28 protein-coding genes, 1 other RNA gene and 1 pseudogene are annotated in these 26,126 nt (G+C 63.8%); 18 read left to right on the forward strand and 12 right to left on the reverse strand.

From position 1 onward, the window contains the following. Positions 1-187: 187 nt before the first annotated feature. The 5 genes from RA26_RS17955 to RA26_RS17975 all read right to left on the reverse strand — a co-directional run bounded on the left by RA26_RS17955 (position 188) and on the right by RA26_RS17975 (position 5,688). Positions 188-1,366, reverse strand: a complete 1,179-nt coding sequence (locus tag RA26_RS17955; protein WP_039186058.1) for an SPFH domain-containing protein — start codon at positions 1,364-1,366, stop codon at positions 188-190. A gap of 26 nt (positions 1,367-1,392) precedes the next feature. After that, positions 1,393-2,277, reverse strand: a complete 885-nt coding sequence (locus RA26_RS17960; RefSeq protein ID WP_446720183.1) for a DUF2927 domain-containing protein — start codon at positions 2,275-2,277, stop codon at positions 1,393-1,395. Between the two features lie 62 nt (positions 2,278-2,339). Then, a complete protein-coding gene (locus RA26_RS17965) occupies positions 2,340-3,530 on the reverse strand; it encodes a toxic anion resistance protein (protein WP_039186061.1) in 1,191 nt (396 codons plus the stop codon). Between the two features lie 16 nt (positions 3,531-3,546). Then, on the reverse strand, positions 3,547-4,440 hold the full coding sequence (locus RA26_RS17970; protein ID WP_039186064.1) for a 5-bromo-4-chloroindolyl phosphate hydrolysis family protein: 894 nt from the start codon (positions 4,438-4,440) through the stop codon (positions 3,547-3,549). A 174-nt stretch (positions 4,441-4,614) separates the two neighbouring features. Further along, complete coding sequence (locus tag RA26_RS17975; protein ID WP_446720182.1) at positions 4,615-5,688, reverse strand: pseudouridine synthase; 1,074 nt, start codon at positions 5,686-5,688, stop codon at positions 4,615-4,617. Between RA26_RS17975 and RA26_RS17980 the strand changes: the two genes are divergently transcribed. The 4 genes from RA26_RS17980 (at position 5,687) to RA26_RS17995 (ending at position 7,749) form a co-directional block, all read left to right on the forward strand. Beyond that, on the forward strand, positions 5,687-6,136 hold the full coding sequence (locus tag RA26_RS17980) for a nucleoside deaminase (RefSeq protein WP_039186067.1): 450 nt from the start codon (positions 5,687-5,689) through the stop codon (positions 6,134-6,136). The genes RA26_RS17975 and RA26_RS17980 overlap by 2 nt on opposite strands. Before the next feature lie 97 nt (positions 6,137-6,233). Then, the gene (locus tag RA26_RS17985; RefSeq protein WP_039186069.1) at positions 6,234-6,815 is read left to right on the forward strand and encodes a TetR/AcrR family transcriptional regulator; all 582 of its coding nucleotides are present in this window, start codon (positions 6,234-6,236) and stop codon (positions 6,813-6,815) included. Positions 6,816-6,835: 20 nt separating this feature from the next. Next, the gene (locus RA26_RS17990; protein ID WP_039186072.1) at positions 6,836-7,129 is read left to right on the forward strand and encodes a YciI family protein; all 294 of its coding nucleotides are present in this window, start codon (positions 6,836-6,838) and stop codon (positions 7,127-7,129) included. Continuing rightward, positions 7,126-7,749: a DNA-3-methyladenine glycosylase I gene (locus RA26_RS17995; RefSeq protein ID WP_039186073.1), complete on the forward strand. Its 624-nt coding sequence runs from the start codon at positions 7,126-7,128 to the stop codon at positions 7,747-7,749. Before RA26_RS17990 ends, RA26_RS17995 begins: the two co-directional genes overlap by 4 nt. A 104-nt stretch (positions 7,750-7,853) precedes the next feature. On the opposite strand, the gene RA26_RS18000 is transcribed toward RA26_RS17995, so the two are convergent. Continuing rightward, positions 7,854-8,546: a metal-dependent hydrolase gene (locus tag RA26_RS18000; protein ID WP_039186075.1), complete on the reverse strand. Its 693-nt coding sequence runs from the start codon at positions 8,544-8,546 to the stop codon at positions 7,854-7,856. A 187-nt stretch (positions 8,547-8,733) separates the two neighbouring features. Between RA26_RS18000 and gatC the strand changes: the two genes are divergently transcribed. The 5 genes from gatC (at position 8,734) to rnpB (ending at position 12,687) form a co-directional block, all read left to right on the forward strand. Then, positions 8,734-9,021, forward strand: a complete 288-nt coding sequence (gene gatC / locus RA26_RS18005; protein ID WP_039186076.1) for an Asp-tRNA(Asn)/Glu-tRNA(Gln) amidotransferase subunit GatC — start codon at positions 8,734-8,736, stop codon at positions 9,019-9,021. Positions 9,022-9,108: 87 nt separating this feature from the next. Further along, on the forward strand, positions 9,109-10,596 hold the full coding sequence (gene gatA / locus RA26_RS18010; protein WP_039186078.1) for an Asp-tRNA(Asn)/Glu-tRNA(Gln) amidotransferase subunit GatA: 1,488 nt from the start codon (positions 9,109-9,111) through the stop codon (positions 10,594-10,596). Positions 10,597-10,636: 40 nt separating this feature from the next. Further along, positions 10,637-11,422 carry a hypothetical protein gene (locus RA26_RS18015; RefSeq protein ID WP_039186080.1) on the forward strand — a complete coding sequence of 262 codons (786 nt, stop codon included), beginning with the start codon at positions 10,637-10,639 and terminating at the stop codon, positions 11,420-11,422. Further along, positions 11,422-12,096, forward strand: a complete 675-nt coding sequence (locus RA26_RS18020; RefSeq protein ID WP_039186083.1) for an N-acetylmuramoyl-L-alanine amidase — start codon at positions 11,422-11,424, stop codon at positions 12,094-12,096. Before RA26_RS18015 ends, RA26_RS18020 begins: the two co-directional genes overlap by 1 nt. A gap of 185 nt (positions 12,097-12,281) precedes the next feature. Then, positions 12,282-12,687: RNase P RNA component class A (gene rnpB / locus RA26_RS22195), an RNA gene on the forward strand. A gap of 71 nt (positions 12,688-12,758) precedes the next feature. Here rnpB and RA26_RS23450 read toward each other — a convergent pair. Next, positions 12,759-14,252 (reverse strand): annotated as a pseudogene (locus RA26_RS23450) (adenylate/guanylate cyclase domain-containing protein); the annotation flags it as partial. A gap of 261 nt (positions 14,253-14,513) precedes the next feature. Between RA26_RS23450 and rpmG the strand changes: the two are divergent. Both rpmG and RA26_RS18035 read left to right on the forward strand, forming a co-directional pair. Then, positions 14,514-14,681 (forward strand): 50S ribosomal protein L33, encoded by a 168-nt coding sequence (gene rpmG, locus RA26_RS18030; protein ID WP_008554190.1) that lies wholly within the window; start codon positions 14,514-14,516, stop codon positions 14,679-14,681. A gap of 223 nt (positions 14,682-14,904) precedes the next feature. After that, positions 14,905-15,291, forward strand: coding sequence for a hypothetical protein (locus RA26_RS18035; RefSeq protein ID WP_039186086.1), 387 nt, complete (start codon positions 14,905-14,907; stop codon positions 15,289-15,291). A 2-nt stretch (positions 15,292-15,293) separates the two neighbouring features. Here the strand turns inward: RA26_RS18035 and RA26_RS18040 are convergent, their stop codons facing one another. The 3 genes from RA26_RS18040 to RA26_RS18050 all read right to left on the reverse strand — a co-directional run bounded on the left by RA26_RS18040 (position 15,294) and on the right by RA26_RS18050 (position 17,049). Beyond that, positions 15,294-15,767, reverse strand: coding sequence for a GNAT family N-acetyltransferase (locus tag RA26_RS18040; RefSeq protein WP_039186090.1), 474 nt, complete (start codon positions 15,765-15,767; stop codon positions 15,294-15,296). An 86-nt stretch (positions 15,768-15,853) separates the two neighbouring features. Beyond that, on the reverse strand, positions 15,854-16,630 hold the full coding sequence (locus RA26_RS18045; protein WP_019295727.1) for a Bax inhibitor-1/YccA family protein: 777 nt from the start codon (positions 16,628-16,630) through the stop codon (positions 15,854-15,856). Positions 16,631-16,827: 197 nt separating this feature from the next. Continuing rightward, positions 16,828-17,049, reverse strand: coding sequence for a DUF1127 domain-containing protein (locus tag RA26_RS18050; protein ID WP_039186091.1), 222 nt, complete (start codon positions 17,047-17,049; stop codon positions 16,828-16,830). Positions 17,050-17,174: 125 nt separating this feature from the next. On the opposite strand from RA26_RS18050, the gene RA26_RS18055 reads away from it, so the two are divergent. Continuing rightward, on the forward strand, positions 17,175-18,056 hold the full coding sequence (locus tag RA26_RS18055; RefSeq protein ID WP_039186094.1) for a LysR family transcriptional regulator: 882 nt from the start codon (positions 17,175-17,177) through the stop codon (positions 18,054-18,056). A gap of 152 nt (positions 18,057-18,208) precedes the next feature. Here RA26_RS18055 and RA26_RS18060 read toward each other — a convergent pair whose 3' ends face one another. Continuing rightward, entirely contained in the window at positions 18,209-19,174 is a 966-nt protein-coding gene (locus RA26_RS18060) for an NADPH:quinone oxidoreductase family protein (protein WP_039186097.1), read from the reverse strand. A 350-nt stretch (positions 19,175-19,524) separates the two neighbouring features. Between RA26_RS18060 and RA26_RS18065 the strand changes: the two genes are divergently transcribed. From RA26_RS18065 to RA26_RS18080, 4 genes are all read left to right on the forward strand, one after another. Next, entirely contained in the window at positions 19,525-19,896 is a 372-nt protein-coding gene (locus tag RA26_RS18065; RefSeq protein ID WP_019295723.1) for a helix-turn-helix domain-containing protein, read from the forward strand. A gap of 115 nt (positions 19,897-20,011) precedes the next feature. Then, positions 20,012-20,803, forward strand: coding sequence for a histidinol-phosphatase (hisN, locus tag RA26_RS18070; RefSeq protein ID WP_039186099.1), 792 nt, complete (start codon positions 20,012-20,014; stop codon positions 20,801-20,803). 117 nt (positions 20,804-20,920) lie between these two features. Next, a complete protein-coding gene (locus RA26_RS18075) occupies positions 20,921-22,258 on the forward strand; it encodes an 8-oxoguanine deaminase (RefSeq protein WP_039186103.1) in 1,338 nt (445 codons plus the stop codon). A gap of 4 nt (positions 22,259-22,262) precedes the next feature. Continuing rightward, the gene (locus tag RA26_RS18080; protein ID WP_039186105.1) at positions 22,263-22,703 is read left to right on the forward strand and encodes a CAP domain-containing protein; all 441 of its coding nucleotides are present in this window, start codon (positions 22,263-22,265) and stop codon (positions 22,701-22,703) included. Between the two features lie 10 nt (positions 22,704-22,713). On the opposite strand, the gene guaD is transcribed toward RA26_RS18080, so the two are convergent. Then, positions 22,714-24,009: a guanine deaminase gene (gene guaD / locus RA26_RS18085; protein ID WP_039186106.1), complete on the reverse strand. Its 1,296-nt coding sequence runs from the start codon at positions 24,007-24,009 to the stop codon at positions 22,714-22,716. Between the two features lie 143 nt (positions 24,010-24,152). Between guaD and mgtE the strand changes: the two genes are divergently transcribed. Continuing rightward, positions 24,153-25,541, forward strand: a complete 1,389-nt coding sequence (gene mgtE / locus RA26_RS18090; protein ID WP_039186107.1) for a magnesium transporter — start codon at positions 24,153-24,155, stop codon at positions 25,539-25,541. A 9-nt stretch (positions 25,542-25,550) separates the two neighbouring features. Then, on the forward strand, positions 25,551-26,114 hold the full coding sequence (locus RA26_RS18095; protein WP_039186108.1) for a 5-formyltetrahydrofolate cyclo-ligase: 564 nt from the start codon (positions 25,551-25,553) through the stop codon (positions 26,112-26,114). Positions 26,115-26,126: the final 12 nt, after the last annotated feature.

The following is a 26,126-nucleotide window of genomic DNA, read 5'->3' on the forward strand; positions in this document are numbered from 1 at the left end:
TGCCGCGGGCCGGGTCATGGGTGGAATCCGCGCCGCATTGCTCGCAGGGGGAGCGGTGGGTTTGATCGGCGGGGGGAGGCACGGTTTCAGGGGGGGGTGGCGGGGGCGTCGCCACGGGGAGGCAACCTGTCGGGCGGTGTCAGTCAGGGAAGGGGGAGGGCGGCCGTTGGCCACCCCCGGAGTGGTATCACCCGGCTGGCGGCGGTGGCGGTGGCGGGGGCGGCAGAATGGTGAACAGCTGCGCCAGCTCCATCACTTCGCCTGCACGTTTCCAGCCGTCCTGGCCGGGGGTCCAGACGTGGGTTTCGCGCGTCAGGGTTCCGTCCTGCGCCATCCGTCCCATCCGCGCTTTGGAGTACGGCCCGGAGGTCTGCCCGTCCACCGCGATATGCCAGACATGCTCGACCGGCGGCGGGGGCGGCGCCACGGGCGCAGCCGGTTGCGGTGCAGCGGGTTCGGGCCGCGCACCCCATGGCCCGGACGGTTGACCCGCTGCCTGAGATGCCGCACCTCCCTGCAGCGCCTGGCCCATCTGCTGGGCCATCGCCATACCCATGCCCATTCCCATGCCGGCGCCCATGCCGCTGTTCGGGGTTTTCGCGGCGGCGGTCATTGCCTCGGCGGCTGAGAACTGCGTGTAGCGGCCCAGATCGCCCAGCACACCCATCTGGGTGCGCTTGTCCATGGCTTCTTCCACCGCGGGCGGCAGCGAGATGTTTTCGATGTACAGCTCCGGCATCATCAGACCGTAGTCCGCCAGCGTGCCGGAGATCTCCGCCGCGACCAGCTTGCCCAGGTCAGCCGTATTTGCCGCCATGTCCAGCACCGGAATGCCGGAGCCGGCAATGACGCGGGAAAACTCCTGCACGATGATATTGCGGATCTGGTAGGAGATCTCGTCCATGGTAAATTCACCATCGGTGCCGACGATCTCGCTCAGGAAGCGGGCAGGGTCGGCGACCTTGATCGTATAGGTGCCATAGGCGCGCAGCCGCACCGGGCCGAACTCCGGGTCGCGGCAGATGATCGGGTTCTTTGTGCCCCACTTCAGATCGCTGAACCGGGTGGTATCTACAAAGTAGATCTCAGACTTGAACGGCGACTGGAAGGCGTGGTCCCAATGCTGCAGCGTGGTCATGACGGGCATGTTGTTGGTCTCCAGCATGTAGAGACCTGGTGTGAAGACATCCGCCAGCTGGCCTTCGTGCACGAACACAGCCGCCTGGCCCTCGCGCACGGTCAGCTTGGCGCCGTATTTGATTTCGTGGCCTTCGCGCTCGAACCGCCAGACCATGGTGTCACGGGTGTCGTCCACCCAGTGAATGACATCAATGAATTCGCCTTTGAGAAAATCGAAAATACCCATGTTTCAGGTCCTCTTCCAGTGGCGGCCTATAGTTCCTGGCCCATCGCCTCGCGGGCGAGAATGCGGATGATGGGGCGGGCCTCTTCCAGGCTCATCCCCGCCTTCAGTCTTGGATCATACAGCATCTGCAGCAATTTTTCGTCAAAGCTGGTCAGCAGTGCAAACTCGTCGTCGTCGTTGAAGATCGACGGCCGTGCGCGCGGGCTGTCGTTCCTGAGGCCCAGCCCTTGCGCCACTTCTTCATGCACACAGCTCTTGCGCACCAGATCGGGATGCTCGGCCCGGATCAGCGCAACGCCGCGCGTATAGGACAAAGGATCGGTTTGCGGCCCGCCTGCCACCACCAGGCAATAGTAGCTGCGCGGCGGCGCTGCCAGCAGCGACAGGTCGCGCGCGCTGATCGCGGGCAGCAGCTCGCGCACCCGTTCGGCGACAAAGGCGCTGTCGTCGAGGCTGGCAAAGATCACGTGGAAATTGGCGCGCCCGCTGACGGTGCTGATGGAATGGCCGGTGATACGGGCCAGCCGCGCGGCATAGTCCGCAAGCGTTTCCCGGTCCTGAGCCCGCTGGCCCGCCTGAACCGAGGGGCCGAATTCTGCCGCAATGCGCACCGGCCCGGACCAGCGGCCCAGGCCGCCCGAGATGCCCGCACCTCCGTATTCGTCATAAAAGGCCAGCTGTTCAAAGCTTCTAGCCAGATCCTCTGCGTCATAAGGTGTGTCCGGCCCGCCACCGTCTGTACGCAACAACCCGCGGGTCAGCAGGTCGCGCTGCAGGGCATTGTAGTAATAGGCCAGCTGGGCGCTGTCGGCTGAGGGTTTGTAGACGGCAGGCTGGGGCACTGCGGGGCGGGCTTGCGGCACCAGCGATTCCGCCTGGTCAAAGGGCAGGCAGGCCGTGAGAGCGGCCAGCCCGGTAAGGGCTGCCGCGCTTTTCCAAAGTGTCTGGACTGCCTGCACTTATGCTGCCTTTCTTAACCCGGAACTGCGGTGCCGGCATTATCGCCAACCCCGTCGCGCCGGGCCTTGGCAGCGGCCAGGGTGTCGCGCAGCTCCGCTTCCATTTTCTGCAGCTCTTCCTCTGCCGCGGCGCGTTTGGCCTTGCCCTCATCTGCGATCTTCAGGCTGTCCTGAATGGTGCCGATCAAGTCCGCGTTGGCCTGTTTCACCGCTTCGATGTCGAACACACCGCGTTCCATTTCCTGGCGGATCATCTCGTTCGACTGACGCAGGTTTGCGGCGTTGGAGGTCAACAGCTCATTGGTCAGGTCATTGGCATCGCGCACTGCCGCCGCCGCCTGGGCCGAGCGCTGGATGGTCAGCGCCTGCGCCAGCTGGGTCTCCCACAGCGGCACGGTGTTCACCAGGGTGGAGTTGATCTTGGTCACCAGCGACTTGTCGTTTTCCTGCACCAGCCGGATCGAAGGCAGCGACTGCATGGTGACCTGGCGCGTCAGCTTCAGGTCATGCACCCGGCGCTCCAGATCGTCACGGGCAGCGCGCAGATCGCGCAACTCCTGCGCTTTCATCACCTGGTCGCCTTCGGGGGCTGCCTGCACTTCCGCCTCCTTGGCCGGGATCGCGGTGCCGTCCAGTTCCGCCAGCTTGGCCTCGCCCGCGGCAATGTAAAGCGCGAGCTCATCGTAGAATTGCAGCGTCTTTTCATAGAGAAGATCAAGCGACTTGATGTCCTTCAGCAGGATATGCTCATGTCCCAGTAGGTCATCGGTGATCTTGTCGATCTGCCCTTGCACGGTCTCATAGCGCGCGGTGAATTTGGCAAAAGGCGCAGCCTTGCCCAACAGCCTTTCCCAGAAGGTCGGCTTGCGGCGAATGTCGAGTTCGGACACCGAAAATCCGCGGATCGTTGTCACGATGTTGCGCAGGCTGTCGCCCGCAGGCCCAACGTCCTTGTTGCGCACGTCAGACAGCATCGCTTGGCTGATGGTCTGCAATTCGGCCTGGGCGGCAGAGCCGAAATGGATGATCGAGTTGGTGTCGCCCATATCGATCTGGTCCATCCGCTGCCGGATCGCCTTGCTGGTTGGTTCATCAGCCTGTTCCAGCGGCTGAACCTCTGTCACGGGTTCAGGCAGTTCAATGGCGGTGACTTCCGTTACCAGGGCTTCGGCCTGGGCGGCCTTCTGTTGAACGGCTTCAGACATGAATGGCTCCCCTTAATCAGTTCTGGTCCAGATGGACCCCTTCACGCTGCAACCGGTCGCGCAGCACATCAATTTCAATGGTCAGGTCCGTACGGTCTTCCACCAGCATCTTGCGGGTGCGCGCGGCAAAGTTTTGTTCCAGATCGTCCAGCAGCGCCAGGTAATCGGCGCGGGCCTGGGCGTCCTGGCTGCGGGCATAGATATCGGCGAATTTCACCGTCGCGTCGCGGGCGCCCTGCAAATAGACGGTCAGATACTTGCGGGCGGCAGTCAGGTCGCGCGGGTCTTCTTCCACCGTGCGGAACAGTTCGCGGGCAACGGATTGGAACTGTTCCACCCGCGCTTCGACAGTCCGGTCACGGGCGCACAGGGCGGCGTCTTTCATCGCCGCAAGGTTTTCCTCGGCTTCATCCACCGCTCGGGCCACCCGGGACTGCTGAAAATCGTCGACGCCCTCGACACCCTTGTCCTGCAGCGGGTCGATGCCAAAGGCGGTGATATGCAGTCCCGCCGCCGCGGCGCCATAGATGACGGCAATCAGGATGCCGGGTTCGGCCTTCCAGGCGGCCAGTGCGGCGCCGCCGCCTGTTAGCAGAGCTGCCAGGATCTTGCGGGGCAGGGCGGGTTTGCGCGCCACCTTGCGGGCGGCATAGGCGGCCTCTGCCTTCAGCCCCTCGCGCAGCAGGAAGGCACCGCCGGTCCATAGACCCGCCCCGATCAGTCCAAGCGCAAAACCTGTGGCCCCGTCGTTCAATGACAGCAGGGCCAAGAGCGCGGGCGGTACAAACAACACGTTGGCGCGGACGCCCGCCGGGTCCACCTGTGCATTGCGGTAGGATTGTGCGGGGGGCTTGTCTTGTTTTCCGGCATTGCTGCCGGGGCTGTGTTTGCCGCCATAACGCTGTGCCATGCGGTCAGCCTCCCACGATCCAGCCGGTGCTGAGGCCGAACATCAGGATCAACAGGGCAGCATAGGCAAATTTCTGCACGCGAACGTTCCCCCAAACCGCCAGCAAAGATTAACTGATTGGAAATCTAGGGGATAGCTGGCGGTGTTGCTAGGGGGAAGTCTGCGGGAAATGGCTCAGCGGCGGGGATTCTTGCCGATCGGACGCTTGCCGCCACCGCGCTGGGCGGGGCGGTCGCCGCGCGGTGCTGCAGGCTTGCCGCCCGGTTTCCCGGCTTTCACCGGCGCCTTGCCTGCCGGTTTGCTGCCGGGCTTGCCCGCGGGCCTGCCAGCAGGCTTGCCGCTGCGGGACCGGGTGGGGCGGCCGGTCGGCTTTTCCTCCTCTGGCTCCAGTCCCAGCTGGTCGCGCACCACACGCGGGCGCAGTTCTTCTACATCGCCGGGTTTCAGATCGCCCAGCTGGAACGGCCCGTAGGATACCCGCAAAAGCCGGTTCACGCTGTAGCCGATATCCTCCATCGCGCGGCGGATTTCGCGGTTCTTGCCTTCGCGAAGGCCCACGGTCAGCCAGGCATTGGCGCCCTGCTGGCGGTCTAGCGTCACGGTCATGGGCTGGAATTTCTCGCCCTCGATCACCAGGCCCTTGCGCAACGGGGCAAAATCCTCGTCCTTGGGGCGGCCGTTGATCCGCACCCGGTAGCGGCGCAGCCAGCCGGTGGCGGGCAGCTCCAGCTTGCGCTTGATGCCGCCGTCGTTGGTCAGCAGCAAAAGCCCTTCGGAGTTGAGGTCGAGCCGGCCGACTGTCATAACCCGCGGCATATCCTCCGGCAGCTCGTCAAAGATGGTCTTGCGGCCTTTTTCGTCGCTGTTCGACGTCACAAGGCCGGTTGGCTTGTAATACAGCCACATCCGCGGCGCTTCGGCTTCCGGCAGGGGCTGGCCGTCAACACTGATCCGGTCAGCCGCGGTCACGTTCAGGGCCGGACTGTCGATCTTCTTGCCGTTCACCGACACGCGGCCCTCGGCAATCATGCGCTCGGCCTCGCGGCGCGAGGCGACGCCTGCGCGCGACAGGACCTTGGCGATGCGGTCGCCCTCGGGGGCTGTGCCTTCAGGAGTGGCGGTCGCCTTGCGGGGCTGGGATTTCGGGGCCGGTTTGCCCTTGGGGGATGCAGGTGTTTTGCTCATGCCCGTGCCATAGAGCATTCTGCCGTCTTGCGAAAGCGGGCATTCGCGGGCAGGAAGGGGCATGGCATTCAAATCGCATATGGACAAGGCGCTGGCTGAGGCGCGGGCGGCGGCAAAGCGCGGCGAGGTCCCCGTGGGCGCCGCACTGATCGCACCGGACGGGCAGGTGGCGGCGCTGGCAGGCAACCGCACCCGCGAACTGAACGACCCCACCGCCCACGCCGAAATCCTGACCATCCGCGCGGCCTGTGCGGCTTTGGGCAGCGAACGCCTCACTGGATACGACCTCTATGTGACGCTGGAGCCCTGCGCGATGTGCGCCGCCGCCATCGCCGCCGCCCGCATCCGCCGGGTCTACTATGGTGCCGCTGATCCCAAGTCCGGCGGCGTGGCGCATGGCGCCTGTGTGTTCTCCCATCCGCAGGCGCACCACGCGCCTGAGGTCTATGACGGGATTGCTGAAGGCGAGGCCAGCGTGCTGCTCAAGGAATTCTTTGCCGGCAAACGCTGATCAACTGGACGGAGACGTGCCGTCGCTTGGCTTGCCGGTTGCGCCTGTAGGTCAAATGTCCTAGGTTGCACTTAGGTCAAACGTCCTAGGGGTGGGAATGCCACAGCCAGCAACCAAAGACAGGATCGCTGAGGCCGCGGACCAGCTGTTCTATGAACGCGGGTTTGAGGCCACATCGTTTGCGGATATCGCTGCGGCTGTCGGCATCTCGCGCGGCAATTTCTACTATCATTTCAAGACCAAGGACGAGATCCTTGAAGCGGTGATCGCGCGCCGCTTGGCTGCAACCCGCACCATGCTGAACACCTGGCAGGCGGAAGGCGCCGGCCCGGAGCAGCGGGTCATCTGCTTTATCCGCATCCTGATCGCCAACCAGGCCAAGATCACCCTCTACGGCTGTCCGGTCGGGACACTGGTTGCGGAGCTTGGCAAGCTGAACCATGCGGCGCAGGATCAGGCCAATGCGGTTTTCACGCTGTTCCGGACGTGGCTCTGCCGCCAGTTCGTAGAACTGGGCTGCGGCACGGAATCGGATGCACTGGCTATGCACCTGCTGGCGCGCAGCCAGGGGGCGGCGGCGCTGGCGCAGGCATTCGGCGATGTGGAATTCATCAACCGCGAAGTGGCGCTGATGCAGGACTGGCTCAAGTGTCAGTTGCCACAGGATCACCCCCGTTAAACGCATCACAGGAGAAAAACATGTATTTCATTTTGCTGACATTCGCAGAGCAGAAAGGCCGCCTGGCCGAGTTTTTGGACGGCCACAAAGCCTGGCTGCAGCAGGGGTTCGAGGACGGGGTTTTCCTTGCCGCCGGATCCATGACTGACGGTGAGGGCGGCGCAATCCTTGCCGTGGGTGAAAGCGAGGAGGCCCTGTTTGCCCGTGTCGCGCAGGACCCCTTTGTGACCGGGGGCGTGGTGGAGCCGGAGATCATCGGCGTGGCGCCGACCATGATGGATCCCCGGCTTGATTTCCTGCGGGGCGGCGAATGAGCCGCTTGTACACCGCTTCTGATGGACATCCCCGTTGCGCCTGGGCCGCCTCGGCGCCCGATTTCCTGCGCTACCACGACGAGGAATGGGGCTACCCGGTGGTCGATGACATCCGCCTGTTTGAGAAGGTGTGCCTTGAAAGCTTTCAGTCCGGGCTCAGCTGGCGGACCATTCTGGATAAGCGCGAAAATTTCCGCGCCGCCTTTGCCGGGTTTGATTTCAACAAGATGGCGGAATTCGGTGCGGCGGATGTTGAACGGCTCTTGCAGGACAAGGGCATCATCCGCCACCGCGGCAAGATCGAGGCGGTGATCAACAATGCTGCCCGCGCGCAGGAACTGGTGGCGGAGGCGGGATCCCTCGCCGCGTTTTTCTGGAGCTATGAGCCGAACCCTGAAAACCTGCCGGAACCGCAGACCGCCTCCACCAGCCCCGAATCCGTGGCGCTGTCCAAGGCGCTCAAGAAACGCGGCTGGAAATTCGTCGGCCCGACCACTGTTTTTGCCTTCATGCAGGCGATGGGGCTGATCAATGACCACGCCCGCGGCTGCATCTGCCGGGAGAGGGCCGCCGTGGCCCGTGCGGCGTTCACCGTGCCGCAGATGAAACCGGCGGCCTGAAACCTGTCCGCGCCGGACCGCCAGGTCCGGCGCCACGCCCAACGGGAGCGGATCTGCACCGCAGATCCGGCGACGGGCGGGAGGGTCCCGCCAGCCTGGAGGCGTCAGATCTCGATCGCCGTCATCACTTCCGGCTCGATCACTTCCACACCTGGCAGCCCCTCGATCAGATCCTTGGCGTCCTGCTCCAGGACCGGGAAGCTCTTGTAGTGGCAGGGAATCACCGTCTTGAAGTCGAAGTACCGCTTGGCCGCGTAGGCCGCCTGTTTCATGTCCATGGTGAAATGGCCGCCCGCCGACAGGATGCCAACGTCCGGCTTGTAGTAATCGCCCATCCACTCCATGTCGGCCATGATCGCGGTGTCGCCGGACAGGTAGACCGTCTTGCCCTCCGCCATCAGCATGTAGCCCACTTCCGAACCGCCGGTGCGCAGCCCGTCCTGGGTGTTGAAGGTGGAGCTGTGCGAGGCCGGCACCATCGCAACCTTGACCCCGCCCAGGTCCACCGTGCCGCCCTTGTTGAAGCCGGTGGTCTGCACACCCTCAGTCTCGCCCCAGAGCCCCATCAGGTCGTACTGCCCCACCACCGGTACCTCCAGCCGCTTGGCCAGCGGCAGCACGTCCACCACATGGTCGAAATGCACATGGGTCAGCAGGATATGGGTGGCACCGGCAACCGCCGCGTCATGGCTGTCTTCCGGCAGCACCGGGTTGCCGCTCAGCCAGGGGTCCACCAGCAGCACCAGGCCGCCTGCTTCGATACGGAATGAGCCGTGGCCCAGCCAAATGATCTTCATCGGTTTTCTCCTCCCGTTGGCCCTGATGCCGTTCTTGGCAGCAGCCTAACAGGCTGCGGGTGAAAAGGAATGCAAACGTGCCAGAAAATGGGTGCGCCACCCCGTTTGCGGCCCGGCCGCCCGTTGCAGGCTTGCAGCGCAGGCGGCACGGCGGTAAATGCCTAGCCAACACCAGATGAGGGTTTCCATGTCGATTGACCAAAGCACCGCCGCCAAGGTGGCCAAACTGGCCCGGATCAAGGTCGAGGACGACGCGCTGCCGGCGCTGGCAGACGAGTTCAACAACATCCTGGGCTTCATCGAGCAACTGAACGAGGTGGATGTCGAGGGCGTCGAGCCGATGACCTCCGTCACTCCGCAGCGCCTGAAACGCCGCGCGGATGAAGTCACAGACGGCAGCCAGCAGGACAAGGTTCTGGCCAATGCGCCGGACGCCCGCGAAGGCTTCTTCGCAGTGCCCAAAGTCGTGGAGTAGTGAGCAGCGTCCTGGAAACCGTCCGGGGGACGGTTTCAGCTGTGAACGGGCGGAGCCCAATGACATTTGCCCAAGAGAGGCGATAAAATGACCGAACTCAATAAATTGACCCTGGCAGAGGCCCGCGACGCGCTGCGCAAGGGCGACACCACTTCCGTTGAGCTGACCGAAGCCTGCCTCAAGGCAATCGACGCGGCTGATGCTCTGAACGCCTTCGTGCACAAGACGCCCGAGCTTGCGATGGAACGCGCCAAGGCGGCGGACGACCGCATCAAGGCGGGCGATGCGCCCTCCATGTGCGGCCTGCCGATCGGCATCAAGGACCTGTTCTGCACCAAGGGCGTGCCGTCGCAGGCAGCGTCCAAGATTCTCGAAGGCTTCAAGCCGGAGTACGAATCCACCGTCAGCCAGAAACTGGCCGATGCCGGCTCCGTCATGCTGGGCAAGCTGAACATGGATGAGTTCGCCATGGGCTCCTCCAACGAAACCTCCGTCTACGGCAATGCCGTCAGTCCCTGGCGCCGCGGCAATGACGACGCCCAGCTGACCCCGGGCGGCTCCTCCGGCGGCTCCGCCTCTGCCGTTGCCGCCGATCTCTGCCTGGCGGCCACCGGCACCGACACTGGCGGATCGATCCGCCAGCCTGCCGCCTTCACCGGCACTGTCGGCATCAAGCCGACCTACGGCCGCTGCTCGCGCTGGGGCATTGTCGCCTTTGCCTCCTCGCTCGATCAGGCCGGCCCGATGACCAAATCGGTGCGCGACGCAGCCATCATGCTGGAAACCATGTGCGGCCACGACCCCAAGGATTCGACCTCTGCCGAACTGGCGGTGCCGGATTTCGAGGCGATGCTGACCGGCGACATCCGCGGCAAGAAGATCGGTATCCCCAAGGAATACCGTATGGACGGCATGCCGGGCGAGATCGAGAAACTGTGGTCCGACGGCGCCGAGATGCTGAAAGCAGCCGGTGCCGAGATCGTCGACATCTCGCTGCCCCACACCAAATATGCGCTGCCCGCTTATTACGTGATTGCCCCGGCAGAAGCGTCCTCGAACCTGGCGCGCTATGATGGTGTCCGCTATGGCCGCCGCGCCACGCTGGACGCGGGCGACGGCATCACCGAGATGTACGAAAAGACCCGCGCCGAGGGCTTCGGCCACGAGGTGCAGCGCCGCGTGATGGTCGGCACCTATGTGCTGTCGGCTGGCTTCTACGATGCCTATTACAACCGCGCCCGCCGTGTCCGCACCCTGATCAAGAAGGACTTTGAGGACGCCTTTGCCGCAGGTGTCGACGCAATCCTGACCCCGGCCACTCCCTCCGCGGCCTTTGGCCTGGGTGAGATGACCGAGGCGGATCCGGTGCAGATGTACCTGAACGACGTGTTCACCGTCACCGTGAACCTGGCGGGCCTGCCGGGTGTTGCGGTGCCGGCAGGGCTGGATGCCCAAGGCCTGCCGCTGGGTCTGCAGCTGATCGGCAAGCCCTGGGAAGAGGGCGATCTGCTGAACACTGCCTATGCGCTAGAGAATGCGGCCGGCTTTGTAGCCAAGCCGCAGCAATGGTGGTAAACATCTGCGCAAGCAATTGAGCAGAGCTGACAGGTACCCCATGCGCGCATTCGCATCCTACGCCGCCGCAGGCAGCCTTCTGGTTATGGCTGCCTGTTCCCCCCAGGTTCCGGACAGCGCCGCCGGCGTTGGCATCGACGGCGACCCGTTTGCGCCGCCGCCCGCCGCGGGCACCACGATCAATGGCGATCCGCTGGTGCCGCCGGCGCGGGTGTCGACTGAAGCTGTGCCGTCCCCTTCAGGAGCCGCTCCGCGCAGCGGCGCTTCAACAACGACGGCAGGCACCTTCAGCACAGCTGCGGCGTCGTCCAGCGATGCCGACATCGCACGCCAGACAGAGGCTGCCCTGGCAGCCTCGCGCAGCAGCTCCAGCGCTGGCACCGCGCCGCTGGATGCGAGCCCCTCCAACCCGGCACCGCAGCTGATCGGCAACGCCGGTATTTCGGACGAGAATGACTTTGAGGCGGTTGCTTCCCGCCAGTCGATCGAAAGCGATGCTGAACGGCTGCAACGGCAGCGGTCGCAGTACCAGCAGGTGCAGCCTACCGCGGTCCCGCAGCGCTCCGGCGATTCCGGGCCGAACATCGTCAAATACGCGCTCAGCACCTCCAACCCCAAGGGTGTGCGCCTCTATACCCGCGCAGGTATCAACCTCAAGGCCCGCAGCGCGCGCAACTGTGCTGAATTCGCCTCGCCTGATCAGGCCCAGATTGCTTTCCTCGAAAGCGGCGGCCCTCAGCGCGACCGCAAGGTGCTGGACCCGGATGGTGACGGCTTTGCCTGCGGCTGGGATCCGGCGCCCTACCGGCTGGCCGTCCAGAACTGATGACGCCTGATCAGTCAGGCGCCATCTGGCACCCAAGCCCGAACTTCGGGCCGCGCAGGGACGGTCTGACACCGTCCCTGATTGTTTTGCACTATACGGCCATGGATGGTGCCCAAGCAGCGCTTGAGCGCCTCTGCAATCCTGCAGTGGAGGTCTCCGCCCACTACCTGATCGGTGGGGACGGCACCCTTTGGCAGATGGTGGCCGAGGGCAACCGCGCCTGGCATGCAGGTGCCGGAGAATGGGCCGGGCAGGAGGATATAAACTCCCGCTCCATCGGCATAGAGCTCGACAACCGCGGCACCCATCCGTTCAGCGAACCGCAGATGGCGGCGCTTGAGTGGTTGATGCGCGGCATCATGCAGCGCTGGCGCATCTCGGCTGAGGGGGTGATCGGCCATTCCTGCATGGCGCCGGGCCGCAAATGGGATCCCGGCCCGCGGTTCGATTGGGGCCGGCTGGCCCGGCAAGGACTGGCTGCAGGTTTGGCAGGCGCACCTTTGCCGCAGACGGTTACCTTCGCGCACTTCCGTGAGGCTGCTGCCGCTGCTGGTTTCACAGCCCCCGCAGACGACCAGACACTTCTGGCAGCCGTGCGGCTGCGCTTCCGCCCCTGGGGGCGAGGGCCGCTCTGCGCCGCGGACTTTCTGCCTCTTAGTTCTCTGGTCCGCTAGGGCCGGGCTTTTGCGAGGCTCTGCCTCGCGCTCCGGGATATTTGGGGCCAGAAGAATAGAGGATCCGCTCTTCATCTGGCTGAAAATTTCTGAGGTGAATTGGCCAAGGGCCAAGAGGGGCAAAGCCCCTGCTGCCGAACTATCCGCTTGACGCCGCACGCGGTTGTTCCTACGCCTCGCCACGCGCAGAAGGCTGGATGGCCGCGGGGAGCGTAAGCTCCGCGAGGAAAGTCCGGACTCCATGAAGCAGCGGTGCCGGGTAACGCCCGGGCGGGGAAACCCGACGGAAAGCGCCACAGAAATCAGACCGCCAGCCTCTGGGCTGGTAAGGGTGAAACGGTGGGGTAAGAGCCCACCGCGCCCCTGGCAACAGGGGCGGCACGGCAAGCCCCACCGGGAGCAATGCCAAATAGGGTCCCCGCGCGGGCAGGTTCCGGTTCGCCGGAAAACCGCCGCTAGGTTCGCTTCAGCCGAGAGGGACCGGGTTGGCAGCTTGAGCGGCGCAGCAATGCGCCGCCTAGATGAATGGCCATCGATCCCTGCCTTACGGGGCAGGGGGGACAGGATCCGGCTTACAGGCCTTCTGCGCGTTTCTCCGGCTCATAGGCGATGGCCTTTCCGGGAATGCCTTTCAGTTCGAACTGACCGGCCATTTGCAGGCCTGAGCCAATGGCACGGGCTGTTGTTTCGCACAGCAGGATCTGTCCGCTGCCTGCCTTGTCGCACAGCCTGGCTGCCAGATTGGGAGCTGCGCCGATGGCTGCATAGTCCAGCCGCCCTTCGAAACCGATCTGGCCCAGCGTCGCCTCGCCGGTGGCAATCCCGATCCCCAGGCCGATCCGGCTGCCGCCGGTTTGAAACGGTTTCACCGCGCCGGGAAATGCATCCTGCATCTGCTCAGCCAGTGTCAGCGCCTGCCTGGCCGGGTCCTTGCAGGGCAGCGGCGCATTGAACAGAACCAGCAGGCCGTCGCCAAGGAACCGCTCGAGCGTGCCGCCAGCCTCATCAATCAGCGGGCCAGAGGCTTGGTGGAAGGCGTTGAGCGCGGCGATCACCTGCTCGGGGGCAACCGCGCTGGCATAGGCGGTAAAGCCGCGCAAGTCTGCAAACAGCACCGTCACGGTGCGGCGCTGGCTGTTCAGCAGGGTGCTGCCGCCGCCGGCATTGACGATCATTGCCGCCACTGGCTCCGGCAGGAAGCGGCGCTGACGGTTGGTCCGCTCCAGCTCGGCGACCTGCCGTGCGACTTTGCGCTCCAGCTGGCTGTTCCAGGACTTCAGCTCCTCCTTCTGCGCATTGACTTCCGCGTACAGCGCGCCCAGCTTCCGGCTCATGCTGTTGACGTTACGTGCCAGCCCGCCGAATTCATCCTGGTTTGAAATCTTGGCCCGGGCGGTGAATTTCCCGGAGGCGACGGCACTGAGAGTGCGGCCGATTTGCTCCACGGGCCACAGCACCGAGGAGGAAATTGCATAGCCAGCGAGCAGCGACAGCAGCACTGCGGCCACGCACGCCCCGATAACCAGGGCGCGGGCACGCACATAGGCCCGGGCTGTTTCCTGCGCACGCAGGTTCATCCGGGCCTCTATGTCCTTGGCAATTGTATAGGCGTCGCGCTGGATGCTCAGTGCAATCGGGGTAAACTGCTTCTCGACCAGTTCGGCAACCCCCGCGGTGCCGCCGGACTGCCGTGCTTTTGCAAGGGCTGAAGCAGCGGGCGGCAGGCGCTGTGCAGTCCGCTGCAGGGCGGACAGCCGGGAATCCCGGGGCAGGCTTTGCCGTTCCACTTGCCGCACATAGCGGGCGACAATGACTGTCAGATCATTGGCTTCATTCAGCGCCTGTGCCAAGGGCAGCCCCATGCGTCCAGGATTTTCCGAGATGCTGGCCAGGGCAAAGGCAAGCGCGTCGCCCGCGCTTTGATAGAACCTGTTGTAAGCCGCGATCTGCTGCTGGTCCCGGATCAGCTGCCTGGTCCGTTCATTCGCCTGCTGCAGCGTTTGCAGTCCAAGCAGTGCGAGGGCAATCACCAGCCCGGTTCCGGTCAGAAATGCTGCCAGAAGTTTGTAGCGCAACGAGACCTGCAGGCCGGCCACCGCGCGCACCAGAAGATTCGGTTGCGGATCTGTCTGGCGGGGGACCCCGTGCTCAGGCATCGGCAAGGCTTTCGGTATGTGGCGCGGCGGGTTATGCCAATGAAATGGGGCAAACAGCTGTTAAGGCCATGTTTCACTGCGCTCTTGCTGGTGGAAGCCGCCCAAAACCCTGGTTCTGCCGTCAGGGGCGGCAGAATTGGCCCTCCGGGGCCTGTTCCGGGCGATTTGGCTGTTGACTTGGGGCGCAGGGCGGGTAAAAGCCGGGCTTCAGATAGGAATTTACCGAGAGGCCCCTGCCTTTTCGGACGCAGGAGAAGCACCATGGCGAAGCCGACCACCATCAAGATCCGCCTGAACTCGAGCGCGGGCACCGGCCACTTCTATGTGACCAAGAAAAACGCACGCACCATGACCGAGAAAATGGTTGTGCGGAAGTATGACCCGGTTGTGCGCAAGCACGTCGAGTACAAAGAAGGCAAAATCAAGTAAGCCTTCTTAACTGACGGATTTCCGGAAACGGGTCGCGCTGCGCGGCCCGTTTTCTTTTGGGGCATGTGGTCCGCCGGCCTGCTGCCTTCAATTGTCGAAAAATGCTGCGTGCATTGTCCTGCACCCCGGCACCTTCTCGCCCCATTTCACGCCTAGCCTGACGGCCAGGGTGATTAATTGAACGGGTGGATGTGCAGTGCGGGTTTTCTTTTTGGCAGCGGTAATGTCAGTGGCCGGGGCACCGGTCTCCAGCTTCTTTGAAACCAAGGCGGCGGTGCCGTTGCCCCCGGCGGTCACCGCGGCGCCTTTGCCCGCAGCTGGAGCTGACGGGGAGGGCGGGACAGCCCGTCAGATGGTTTCTGAGCATAGCATTGGCATCAACGGACGCAGGCTGACCCTGAGCGTGATGCGCGAAGGCAGTGCCGGTGTTGCGGTGCTGAGCGCTGCCGGAACCAGTGCGGTGCCTGTTCTGCCAGCTGTTGCGGAAGCCCAGTTGCGGGAAGTGATCCGCAGCGCATCCGGCTGCCGTGTGGACGGAGACCCGCGGCCGGTTGCCGGCCGGCAGGGGACACTTGCCATCTCCGCCGGCCTTGATTGCTCAGGCGCCTGACCTCAGGCGCGCCATTCCGCGACGGTCAGCACGGGCTCCATCCCCATGCCCTGCATCAGAGCGGCTGAGGCGCCGTTGAATGGCGCATAGGTGGCCGCAATCACAGTGGCCCCCTCTGCCAGCGCCTGCGTCCTCATCGCCTCCACCAGCGCCTTGCCCACGCCCATGCGGCGCCAGGCTTCGGTGACGGAAATATGGTGCAGCATGGCGAGTGTTTCAGCCGCCCGGACGGGCAGGGCGGGGCGGTTCTGCAGTTCATAGATCAGGTAGCCCAGAAGCGCTCCCTGCGGGCTTTCAGCGGCCAGCGCACAGACGTTGTCCTGTTTCAGCCAGTCCTGCAGCCAGGCGGCCAGATCGCTGCTGCCGGGCGCCGGAATGTGGCGCTCTGGCTGATGTTCCGCGTGCAGTGCGTGCAGGTCCTGCAGCAGCGGCAGCAAGCGGCCTGCCTCGGAGGCCTGTATCTCAATGATTTTCATGGGTGTTCCCCTTGTTATTGTTGTTCAATTGAAAAGGGGCGGATCCTTGAGATCCGCCCCTTGCTGTTTTGGTATGTGGCCTGCGGTTATTCGCGGTTGCCAAGCAGCTGGAGCAGCATCATGAACATGTTGATGAAGTCCAGATAGAGGCTCAGGGCGCCCATGATCGCGGACTTTGCCAGCCACTCCTGGTCGCCCGCATGGGCCATCTGCAGGTAGTCGTTCTTGATGCGCTGGGTGTCATATGCGGTCAGGCCCGCAAAGATCAGCACGCCGATCACCGAGATCGCAAACGCCATCGCGGAGGACGCCAGGAAGATGTTGACGATCGAGGCCACGATCAGGCCGATCAGGCCCATGATCAGGAAGGAGCCCATGCCGCTGAGGTCCTTCTTGGTGGTGTAGCCCACCAGCGACAAGCCCGCAAAGGCGATGGAGGTGATCAGGAACACCTGCACGATGCTTTCGCCGGTGAAGACTAGGAAGATCGAGCTGATCGACAGGCCCATCACGGTGGCGAAGACATAGAACAGCAGCTGCACGCCGGCCGCGGACATGCGGTTGGCGGCGGCGCCGATGCCGAAGATGAAGGCCAGCGGGGCAAACATGATCACCCACTTCAGCGGCGAGGCATAAAGCGCATAGCCGATGTTGGTCAGGTACTTGTCAGCGCTCAGCTGGGCCACGGCATTGGCCGGGTCCGAGGTGACTGCCAGCCCGGCAATCGCCCAGGCGGCCAGGAAAGTGATGAACGTGCCAGCCGACATGGTGGCATAGACTTTGTTCATGTGGGCGCGGAGGCCCTCATCAATCTGCTGGGCGCGAGCGCCTGCAGCAGAGCGGATGGTGTCGAATTGTGCCATATTGAATGGTCTCCGTAATCTACTCCCTCGCTGCCGGCACACGAATGGGACCGCGGGCCGCAGCTTTCCCGCCAAATATCGGGTGAAGCAGGCTTCGGTTCAAGTATTTCAGACAAAGAAATACATGAAAAAACAACCAAACGGGCCGCGCTGCGGCGGCCCGTCCGGAATAGTGCGCCAGGAATGGGGCGGCTTTCTTAGAAACTCCAGTGATCCGGTGCCTTCCAGAGCCCGCCGCGGGCCTCTGCGTCCGCCTGTGCACGAGTCACGCCGATGTCCTTCAGCGCGCGGTCATCCAGCCGTGCCAGCTGTCGGCGCTGGCGCCAGGCAGCCATGTGCAGCCGCAGGCGGGCGGTCAGGGACAGCTGGGGCTTGGCGCTGTGGCAAGAGGTGGTGCAGGTAGAGGTCGCGAGGGTCATTGGCTTGGTCCTTCAGTTGGGTTTGTGATGCATCCCTTCTGGGTGATCAATTGTGTTGATGAATATGGGGCGCTATGGCATATTTTGAAAACGAATGTTTTTGATCCAATGAATCAGGTTCTGTGATGGTAAGAAATCTCGATATCACCACGCTCCGCTCTTTTGTGGCGGTGGCGGAATACGGCGGGGTGACCCGTGCCGCCGGTTTCCTGCATCTGACCCAGTCTGCGGTCTCGATGCAGATGAAGCGGCTGGAGGAGCTCTTGGGGCTGGAACTGCTGGACCGGTCCGGGCGCACCATTGCGCTGACGGCCGAGGGCGAGCAGATGCTGGGCTATGCCCGCAAGATGGTGGCGCTGAATGACGAAGTGATCAGCCGGCTGACCGATCAGGCCTTTGAGGGCGAGGTGCTGCTGGGGGTGCCGCATGATGTGGTGCACCCGGTCATCCCACAGGTGCTGAAGCGGTTCAGCCTCAGCTATCCGCGGGTCAATGTGAACCTTTGCACCTCAAATACTCGCGATCTCAAGACTGAGTTTGCGCGCGGTGCCTTTGATTTGATCCTGACCACCGAAACCGGCGCGGGCGAGGGCGGTGAGACCATTCACAGCATGCCCCTGCGCTGGGTTGGCGCGCCGGACGGGGCGGTCTGGCGGCAGCGGCCCCTGCGGCTGGGATTCTGCCGTAACTGCAGTTTCCGCCCGGTGGCGACTGCAGCGCTGGATGAGGCCGGTATCGAATGGGAAATGGCGCTGGACAGCGACTCGGACCGCACTGTCGAGGCAACGGTCAGCGCCGACCTGGCCGTCGGAGTGCTGCTGGAGGGCACCCAGCCGTCCTATCAGGAACTGATCGGCCCGGGCTGCAGCCTGCCGGAACTGCCGATGCAGCATATCAACCTGTATGGGGCGGAGCGCGTGCATGCGCCCTATGTCGAGGAACTGGCGGCGTTCATCCGGCAGGGTTTCCAGGGGCTGTGGTCAACACCGCTGCGCGCTGCCAGCTGACCCGCTGGCAGGGCGAAATTCCCGCGCCCGCAGGCTGCCCAGGCTTTGCCAGCACACCCTTGGAGGTCTTGGGCCAGGCTCAGCGCCTGCGGTGCATTTCGCAGAAATGCGCTGGTTGCGGGCGGGAGCCCTTTCGGCGGCCGCCGGGATTGTCAATTGCCGCCCATGGTGATCACCACTTTGCCGGTGGACTTGCGGCTGCGCAGCAGTTCCAGCCCTTCCTCGGCCTGCGCCAGCGGCAGGATGTGGCTGATGTGCGGCTTGATCAGGCCCTCGCCGTGCCAGGCAAACAGCTTCTCGAAAGACTGGCGCACCGCTTCGGGGCGGAATTTCATGTAGCCGCCCAGGTAGAATCCGATCACCGTCAGGTTTTTCACCAGCAGATGGTTGGCCGGGATCTGCGGCACTTCACCGCCTGCGAAACCGACCGGGAGCAGCCGCGCACCGGGATTGGCAGAGCGGAAAGCCGCCTGCCACACATCGCCACCAATGGCATCATAGACCACATCGGCCCCGCCAAGCGCCTTGACTGCGCTGCGTAGGTCCTCACTGGCATCAATCAGATGATCGGCGCCTGCCGCCGCGGCCACGTCCAGCTTGTCCCGGCCGCGGGCCTGGGCGATCACCGTGGCCCCCATCAGCTTGCCGATTTCGACCGCTGTCAGCCCGACACCTCCGGCGGCACCGGTCACCAGCAGCGTTTCCCCCGGCTGCAGCCGGGCGCAGTGATCCAGTGCCATATGGCTGGTGCCATAGGCGATCTGCATCGCCGCGGCATGTTCAAAACTCATCGTATCGGGGATCCGGATCAGCCGCGCGGTATCAAAGACACCTGCTTCCGCCAGCCCGCCGGAGCCACTGAACACCGCCACCCGGTCGCCGACGGAAAAGCCTTCGGTTCCACGACCAAGCGCTGTCACCAAACCAGCGGCCTCCAGCCCCAGGGTGAAGGGCGGTTCAGGTGTGTCCTGATAGGTGCCCTTCGTCATCAGCAGGTCGGCAAAGTTCAGGCCACAGGCGTGAATGGCAACTGCCGCTTCGCTGGGACCGGGGGTCGGGCATTGCGTTTCCGTCAGAATTGGCGGTGTGCCAAAAGCGGAGACTTGGAAAGCCTGCATGTGTTCTCCTCACCTTCTGCGGGAATCACCGTGATTCGCCGTGGCACACTGCCGGGGCGAACTTGCGGTCTGCACCTCGCTATTTCTGGGGAGGTACGCGATCCCCAGTCAATTGGCAATAAAACGTTTGGGAAAATGCTTCGTGAAATCATGCGCTTGAGACTTTAGGCCACGTCATGCGCGACGGCAGTCTTGCAATCAACCGTAAGGGTTGTACACTTTTGCTCAGAGGTTGAAGACTGATCGCGCTGATGGGGAAACATGTTTCCGGCAGGCATCCAAAGCTGCCAGAACAGTTTGATTGGTAGCGCGGTCCGGGTTTTGGCCGAAATGACAGTTAGGAGAAACGCATGGCTCATCCCGTAGACGTGCACGTGGGAAAGCGCATCCGCCACCGCCGGTGGCTGATTGGCATGACGCAGCAGCAGCTTGCCGAGCAGGTCGGCATCAAATTCCAGCAGATTCAGAAATATGAAACCGGTGCCAACCGGGTCAGCGCTTCCCGTTTGTGGGATATTTCCGACGCGCTGGAAGTTCCGGTGAGCTTCTTCTTCGAAGGCTTGCAGGAAGAGGGCAAGGCCCCGGCGGAAAAGGCCTCCGTGCCAGAGGACCTGATGGGTGACAAGGAAGCCCTCGATCTGGTGCGGTCCTATTACTCGATTCCTGAAAATCAGCGCCGCCGCCTGTTTGAGCTGGCCCGCGTGCTGAGCGACGTCGCCTGAAGACGGGGCAGGGCCGGGATCCGGATCCCGGCCCGTCAGGGAATTGCAGCGCAAAACCGGTGAGTGGCGGGGTTTGCGCTTGCAATGAAAGCGCCTGAGTGGCACCCGTTCGGGTATGACACAGGCATCACTCACGGACCTCGACGTAGCGAACAGGATGGCAGACGCGGCACGCGCTGCCATCCTGCCGCATTTCAGAACCCCCTCCCTGAATACCGAGAACAAGCTCGACAGCGGGTTTGATCCGGTGACCGTTGCCGACCGCGCTGCCGAACAGGCGATGCGTACGGTTCTGGCAGATCTGCGCCCTGATGACGGCATTCTGGGCGAAGAGTTTGGCACCGCGGCCGGCAAGTCCGGCCGCATTTGGGTGTTGGATCCGATCGACGGCACCCGCGGCTTCATCAGCGGCACACCGACCTGGGGGGTGCTGATTGCGCTGGCGGACGAAAATGGCCCGTTTCTCGGCGTGATCGACCAGCCCTACACCGGGGAGCGTTTCTGCGGCGGGGCGGAGATTGCTTCGATGACCGGCCCGCTGGGCGAGATGCCCTTGAAGACCCGCGGCACTGCGGCCCTGTCGGAAGCAATTCTGTTCACCACATTCCCTGAGGTCGGAACCACTGCGGAGAGGGCAGGCTTCGAACGGGTCTCAGCCCAAGCCAAGCTGACCCGCTACGGCATGGATTGCTACGCTTATGCGCTGGTGGCGGCAGGGCAGGCGGATCTGGTGATCGAGGCTGGCCTCAACGCCTATGACATCCAGGCGCCGATTGCGGTGATCCAGGCGGCGGGCGGCATCGTGACTGATTGGGACGGCAAGCCGGCCCACAACGGCGGCCGCGCCCTGGCGGCGGCCAATGCGGAACTCCATGCGGCAGCGCTGGACCTGCTGCGCCAGACCTAAACGGGTTGAAAATGGCAGCCCCGGCTTGTAGTTTCCGTGCAGGCCGGTTCTTCGCCCGTTTTCCATCGGCCGATCACACATTCCTATGAAGCGGGCGGTCTATTGGAGTGTGTGGATATGACAGAGATCCTGATTCAAAACGCAGATACCGTCCTGACGATGGACGATTCACGCCGTGTGCTGCATGGCGCCGATGTGCTGATCCGCGGCGGTGAAATTGCCGCAGTCGGGCAGGGGCTGCAAACCGGCGGCGACGTGGTCTCAGGCCGCGGCTGCGTCGTTACTCCGGGCCTGGTGAACACCCATCACCACCTGTACCAGAACCTGACCCGCGCAGTGCCGGGCGGACAGGACGCGCTGCTGTTCGGCTGGCTGCAGACCCTGTACCCGATCTGGTCGCGCTTTGGTCCGGACGAAGTGTTCATCTCCGCCCAGCTGGGTCTTGCCGAACTGGCGCTGTCGGGCTGTACCCTCAGCTCCGACCACCTGTACCTCTACCCCAACGGCTCCCGGCTTGAGGACACCATCCATGCTGCCCGCGATATCGGTGTGCGGTTCCATCCGACCCGAGGTGCCATGAGCATCGGCGAAAGCGACGGTGGTCTGCCGCCCGACAGCCTGGTCGAGGATGAGCGCGCCATTCTCGACGACATGATCCGGGTGGTGGACGCCTTCCATGATCCTTCCGAAGGCTCCATGTGCCGCGTAGGCCTCGCGCCGTGCTCGCCGTTCTCCGTCAGCCGTGAACTGATGCGAGATGCCGCCCAGCTGGCCCGCGACAAAGGCGTGATGCTGCACACACACCTGGCCGAGAACGATGAGGATATCGCCTATTCCGAGGCTAACTTCGGCTGCCGCCCCGGCCAGTATGCCGAGGAACTGGGCTGGACCGGCGATGATGTCTGGCACGCGCATTGTGTTAAGCTTGACGCGCAAGAGATTGACCTCTTTGCCAGAACCCGCACCGGGGTTGCCCATTGCCCGTGTTCGAACTGCCGCCTTGGCAGCGGTATTGCGCCGGTGCGTGCGATGCGGGATGCGGGCGTGCCGGTGGGTCTGGGCGTTGACGGTTCCGCCAGCAACGACATGGCCAGCCTCAGCTCTGAGGCGCGTCAGGCCATGCTGCTGCAACGGGTGGCAAACGGGGCCGACGCTATGAGCGCTTATGAAGCGCTGGAAATCGCCACCCGCGGCGGCGCTGATGTGCTGGGGCGTCCCGACTGCGGGCGGCTGGAGCCGGGAAAGCGCGCCGATATTGCCATCTGGGACACCAGGGGCGTTGCCTCCAGCGGCTGCTGGGATGCGGCCGCGTTGCTGCTAGCAGGCCCGACCCGGGTCAAGCACCTGTTTGTCGAGGGCAGGCAGATCGTCCGCGGCGGTGAACTGACCACCTTGGACCTGCCGAGGCTAATCGAAAGCCACGGCAAGCTGGCACAAAAACTGATGGAAGGATGACACAATGAGGAAACGGCGGCTTGCCGCAGCCTTCCTTATCCTTTGGGCTGCGCAGGCCCACGCGCAAGCCGTGGACCGTTCCGCCGCCCTGGCCGGACTAAACGGGTTGCGTGCCGGCTCCGGCCTGCCGCCGCTGGCCTATTCCGCCGGGCTGGAAAAGGCCGCGCTGGCCCATGCCGGGGACATGGCACGCAAAGGGTTCTTCTCCCACACCGGCAGCAGCGGCAGCACGCTTGAAACCCGCCTGACGCGCGCTGGTTACGGCTGGTGCGCGGCGGCCGAGAACATTGCCAAGGGCCAGCCCGGCCTGACTGAGGCGATGGCCAGCTGGCAGGCTTCCCGAGGCCACCGCAGAAACATGCTCAGCCGCGAGGTGACCGAGTTCGCCATTGCCCGCGGCGCGGGCAATATCTGGGTGATGGTTCTGGCGCGTCCGGGCTGCTGAAGCCGGGCTGCTATCTGCCAGTAACCGGCTTGCCGCCTATCCAGACCTCGGCAACGGCCCGGTCGTCGCCCATCATGATAGTCGGGAAAACCGCCTCCCAGATATCTTCGGCCCGCGCGGACCGCTGGGCAATGGCTGGAGTGGAGGCAAGGTCCAGCACCACCAGATCCGCCTCCATGCCAGGTGCGATATTGCCGATCTTCGCCTCCATCCGCAGCGCCGTGGCGGAGCCCTGCGTCGCTAGCCAGAGCAGCTGTGCCGCGTGCAGGGGTATGCCGCGCAGCTGGCCGACCTCATATGCCGCCGCCATCGTGCGCAGCATCGAAAAGCTGGAACCGCCGCCGGTGTCGGTTGCAAGGCCGATCCGGTGCCCTTCCGCCATCAGCCCTGCCATGTTGAACAGGCCGGAGCCAATGAAGGTATTGGATGTCGGGCAATGGATCAGCGCTGCGCCGTAATCCCGCAGCCGGTGCCGCTCGCGCTCCTCCAGATGGATCGCGTGGCCATACAGCCCTTTGGCGCCCAAGAGGCCGAACTCCTCATAGGTATCCAGGTAATCACGGGCCTGCGGGAACAGAGATTTAACCCACTCGATTTCATCCGTCTGTTCGCTCAGGTGCGTCTGCATCAGGCATTCCGGATGCTTGGCCCAAAGCGCCCCCATCGCCTCCAGCTGTTCCGGCGTCGAGGTGGGCGAAAACCGCGGGGTGATCGCATATTCCAGCCGGTCCACCCCGTGCCAGCGCGCAATCAATGCCTCACTGTCGTCATAGGCTGACTGCGCAGTGTCCCGCAGTCCCTCCGGCGCGTTGCGGTCCATGCAGGTCTTGCCCGCCACCACCCGCTGCCCGCGCACCTTCGCAGCGGAGAAAAGCGCATCCACGCTTTCCGGGTGGATTGTGCAATAGCTGCAAACCGTTGTGGTGCCGTGGGCCGTTGTCAGGTCTAGGTACCGGCTTGCGATTTCGTCTGCATAGCTGCGGTCGCCGAACCGCATCTCCTCAGGGAAAGTATAGCTGTTCAGCCAATCGATCAGACGCTTGCCCCAGCTGGCGATGATCGCGGTCTGAGGGTAGTGCACATGGGCATCGACAAACCCCGCCATGATCAGCTTGCCGGAGTGGTCCATGGTCTTCGCCTCCGGCAGCAGCGCCTGCATCTCTGCCAGCGTGCCGGCGCCCGCAATCTTCCCGTCCTTCACTGCGACGGTTTCCCGCAGCAGGGTTGCGTCCTCTGGGCGCTCCCCGGCAAAGGGAGATGCGGCAAAGGCAAGAACTTGCCCCTTCAGGATGAAACCGGTGCCCATGCGCTGAACCCTTTCCTTGCAAAATGGCTCCGCGCAGGATACCCGCCGAAGGGGTGCGGGTAAATTGCGGCATTGCCATTGTTTTCCAGTGGCGGGCTCTTCTATTTTGCACGCAAAGACCAAGAAATTCCGGGGGGCATCAGATGAGCAGCGGCGACAACATCACCGGCGACCAGTCTCAGGAAGATGCCTATGACCTCGACCGCAAGATGGTCGCGCAGGTTCTGGACGCGGTAGAGCAGGGCGATCAGCAAACCCTGACAGAGCTGCTGGAAGACCTGCACGCAGCCGACATCGCCGACCTTCTGGAACAGATCGATTCCGACGACCGGACCAGGCTGATCCGCCTGTATGACCGTGAATTCGACGGCGAGATTCTGTCGGAACTGGATGAAAGCATCCGCGAGGAGGTCATCGAGATCCTCAACCCGCTGGTGCTGGCCGACGCGGTCCGGGAGATGGACAGCGACGATGTCGTCGACCTGCTGGAAGACCTGGAAGTGCCGCAGCAGGAAGCCATTCTGGACGCGCTGGAAGACGCTGACAGGGTCGCGGTCGAACAATCGCTAAGCTACCCGGAAAACTCTGCAGGCCGCCTGATGCAGCGCGAGGTGGTGATGGCGCCCGAGCATTGGAATGTCGGGCAGGCGATTGATTTCATGCGCAACTCTGACGACCTGCCGGAGCAGTTCTATCATGTCGTTCTGGTTGATCCGCGCCTGCACCCCGTCGGCAATGTCACTTTGGGCCGGATCATGGGCGCCAAGCGCCATGTGACGCTGACCGATTTGGTCGAGGATACCTTTCAGGTCATTCCCGCTGATCAGGACGAGGAAGACGTGGCCTATGCCTTCAACCAGTACCACCTGATTTCGGCCCCGGTGGTCGATGACGAGGGTCGGCTGGTCGGGGTCATCACCATCGACGATGCCATGATCGTGCTGGACGAGGAGCACGAGGAGGACATCCTCCGCCTCGCCGGTGTTGGCGAGGAAAGCTCGCTCGCCGACCGCGTGATCGAAACCACCAAGCGCCGCTTCCCCTGGCTGGCGGTGAACCTGGTGACGGCAGTTCTGGCCTCGCTGGTGATTGCCCAGTTTGAGGCAGCGATTGCCCAGATCGTGGCGCTGGCCGTGCTGATGCCGATCGTCGCCTCCATGGGGGGCAACGCGGGCACCCAGTCGCTGACAGTTGCGGTGCGCGCCATTGCCACCCGCGATCTCACCGGCTCCAACGTCTGGCGCGTTATCCGGCGGGAAGTGCTGGTGGGGCTGGTAAACGGGGTGATTTTTGCCATCGTCATGGGGCTGGTGGGGCTGGCCTGGTTCGGTTCGCCGATGCTGGGCGTGGTGATCGCCGTCGCTATGGTGGTCAATCTGGTCGTGGCCGGGCTGGCGGGCACGGTGATCCCGGTTCTATTGGAGAAAACCGGAATTGACCCGGCGCTGGCCTCAGGCGCCTTTGTGACCACAGTGACCGATGTGGTGGGCTTTTTCGCCTTCCTGGGCCTTGCGGCCGCTCTTTTGCTTTAGGAGACCGCCATGACGGATCTGACTGAAATCAAGGCCGCCGCCCGCAAAGCCGCCTTTGCCCGCCGCAAGGAGGCCCATGCCCGCAACATTCCCGGCGCGGCAGGCCACCTGTCGGAAGTACTGGCCGGCTACCGCGGCGTGCCGCTGTCGGGGTTCCTGCCAATCCGCACTGAGATCGACCCGGTGCCTGCGATGGCAGAGGCCGCGGCGCACGGCCCCGTCGGTGTACCGGTGATCATGGGAGCAGGGCAGCCCTTGAAATTCAGCCGCTGGCAGCCCGATGGCGCGCTGCGAGACGGCCCATTCGGTGCAATGGTGCCTGAGTTCGACGACTTCTTTGAGCCGGAGATTCTAGTGGTGCCGCTGGTTGCATTTGACGCCAATGGCGGGCGGCTGGGCTATGGCGGCGGTTTTTACGACCGCACCCTGGAACTGCTGCGCGGCAAGCGGGCCACCCTGGCTATCGGGTTTGCCTTTGACGCGCAAGAAGCCGATGATCTGCCGCTGGAGCCCACCGATCAGCCGCTCGATATGCTCGTCACCGAAAGCCGCATTCTGCAGTTCAGCCGCTGACTTCGCGCAGGG

This window comes from Leisingera sp. ANG-M7 (assembly GCF_000813965.1).
Classification (GTDB): Bacteria; Pseudomonadota; Alphaproteobacteria; order Rhodobacterales; family Rhodobacteraceae; genus Leisingera.